The sequence below is a fragment of the Geodermatophilus obscurus genome, from assembly GCF_900115395.1.
Lineage (GTDB): Bacteria > Actinomycetota > Actinomycetes > Mycobacteriales > Geodermatophilaceae > Geodermatophilus > Geodermatophilus obscurus_B.
Window position 1 is genome coordinate 1 of record NZ_FOWE01000020.1, and the last position, 2,834, is coordinate 2,834.

Annotated in this window: 1 rRNA gene; it reads left to right on the forward strand. The window is 59.4% G+C overall.

Features of this window, described 5'->3' with window-relative positions:
- A 23S ribosomal RNA gene (locus tag BM165_RS23660) occupies positions 1 to 2,808 on the forward strand; the annotation flags it as partial.
- Between the last annotated feature and the right edge of the window lie 26 nt (positions 2,809 to 2,834).

The window sequence follows — 2,834 nt, forward strand, 5'->3', positions numbered from 1 at the left end:
GGGGAGTGAGAAAGTGCAGTCGTTAGTGGAAGGCCTCTGGAAGGGGTCGCCGTAGAGGGTGAGAGCCCCGTACACGAAAACGCTGCACCTCCCTGTGACGTGTTCCCAAGTAGCACCGAGCCCGTGAAATTCGGTGTGAATCTGGCGGGACCACCCGCTAAGCCTGAATACTCCCTGGTGACCGATAGCGGACGAGTACCGTGAGGGAAAGGTGAAAAGTACCCCGGGAGGGGAGTGAAATAGTACCTGAAACCGTGTGCCTACAAGCCGTGAGAGCCGTGAAGCCGCACTTCGTGTGCGGGCGGTGATTGCGTGCCTTTTGAAGAATGAGCCTGCGAGTTAGCGGTACGTGGCGAGGTTAACCCGTGGGGGGTAGCCGTAGCGAAAGCGAGTCCGAACAGGGCGGTGGCACTTCGGTGTCGATAGTCGCGTGCTCTAGACCCGAAGCCGGGTGATCTACCCATGGCCAGGTTGAAGCGCGGGTAAGACCGCGTGGAGGACCGAACCCACCAGGGTTGAAAACCTGGGGGATGAGCTGTGGGTAGGGGTGAAAGGCCAATCAAACCCGGTGATAGCTGGTTCTCCCCGAAATGCATTTAGGTGCAGCGTCGCGTGTTTCTTGCCGGAGGTAGAGCACTGGATGGCCGATGGGCCCCACAAGGTTACTGACGTCAACCAAACTCCGAATGCCGGTAAGTGAGAGCGCGGCAGTGAGACTGCGGGCGATAAGGTTCGTAGTCGAGAGGGAAACAGCCCAGATCATCGGCTAAGGCCCCTAAGCGTGTGCTAAGTGGAAAAGGATGTGGGATCGCAGAGACAACCAGGAGGTTGGCTTAGAAGCAGCCACCCTTGAAAGAGTGCGTAATAGCTCACTGGTCAAGTGGTTCCGCGCCGACAATGTAGCGGGGCTCAAGCACACCGCCGAAGCCGTGGCACTCACACGTTGCCCGCCGTCGCCTCATTCGTGGGGTGCGGCCAGGTGTGTGGGTGGGTAGGGGAGCGTCGTGTGGCGGGTGAAGCGGCGGAGGAATCCAGCCGTGGACGCCACGCGAGTGAGAATGCAGGCATGAGTAGCGAGAGGGGAGTGAGAACCTCCCCCGCCGGAAGACCAAGGGTTCCTGGGCCAGGCTAATCCGCCCAGGGTGAGTCGGGACCTAAGGCGAGGCCGACAGGCGTAGTCGATGGACAACGGGTTGATATTCCCGTACCCGCGAAGGAACGCCCATGCTGAACCCAGCGATGCTGACCCACCGAAACCGCTCGCCCTCTTCGGAGTGCGGGTGGGAGTAGCTGGGGACCCGGACTGGTAGTAGGCAAGCGATGGGGTGACGCAGGAAGGTAGTCGGGCCGGTGAGTGGTAGTACCGGTGCAAGGGTGTGGCCCGTGGCGTAGGTAAATCCGCGCCGCATGCAGGGTGAGGCCTGACGCATAGCCGAGTGAGGCGAATCCGATGATCCTATGCTGCCGAGAAAAGCCTCTAGCGAGTTCCGAGCGGCCCGTACCCCAAACCAACTCAGGTGGTCAGGTAGAGAATACCGAGGCGATCGAGCGAACTGTGGTTAAGGAACTCGGCAAAATGCCCCCGTAACTTCGGGAGAAGGGGGACCCTCGCCCGTCAACCGCCTCGCGCGGGGTAGCGGAGGGGGGTCGCAGAGACCAGTGAGAAGCGACTGTTTACTAAAAACACAGGTCCGTGCGAAGTCGTAAGACGATGTATACGGACTGACGCCTGCCCGGTGCTGGAACGTTAAGGGGACGGGTTAGTGCGCCTTCGGGTGTGCGAAGCTCAGAACTCAAGCGCCAGTAAACGGCGGTGGTAACTATAACCATCCTAAGGTAGCGAAATTCCTTGTCGGGTAAGTTCCGACCTGCACGAATGGCGTAACGACTTCTCAGCTGTCTCAACCACAGGCTCGGCGAAATTGCACTACGAGTAAAGATGCTCGTTACGCGCGGCAGGACGGAAAGACCCCGGGACCTTCACTACAGCTTGATATTGGTGTTCGGTTCGGCTTGTGTAGGATAGGTGGGAGACTGTGAAGCCGGCACGCCAGTGTCGGTGGAGTCGCCGTTGAAATACCACTCTGGTCGAATTGGATGTCTAACCTCGGTCCGTGATCCGGATCAGGAACAGTGTCAGGTGGGTAGTTTAACTGGGGCGGTTGCCTCCCAAAATGTAACGGAGGCGCCCAAAGGTTCCCTCAGCCTGGTTGGCAATCAGGTGTCGAGTGCAAGTGCACAAGGGAGCTTGACTGTGAGACCGACGGGTCGAGCAGGAGCGAAAGCTGGGACTAGTGACCCGGCACCGGCATGTGGAAGCGGTGTCGCTCAACGGATAAAAGGTACCCCGGGGATAACAGGCTGATCTTCCCCAAGAGTCCATATCGACGGGATGGTTTGGCACCTCGATGTCGGCTCGTCGCATCCTGGGGCTGGAGTAGGTCCCAAGGGTTGGGCTGTTCGCCCATTAAAGCGGTACGCGAGCTGGGTTTAGAACGTCGTGAGACAGTTCGGTCCCTATCCGCCGCGCGCGTAAGAGACTTGAGAAGAGCTGTCCCTAGTACGAGAGGACCGGGACGGACGAACCTCTGGTGTGCCAGTTGTACCGCCAGGTGCACTGCTGGTTGGCTACGTTCGGCAGGGATAACCGCTGAAAGCATCTAAGCGGGAAGCTCGCTTCGAGATGAGGTCTCTCACCCAGTCAATGGGGTAAGGCCCCCGCCCAGACCAGCGGGTTGATAGGCCGGAAGTGGAAGCACCGCAAGGTGTGTGAGCTGACCGGTACTAACAGGCCGAGGGCTTGACCACACACACTTATCCTGCCAACACGCAGG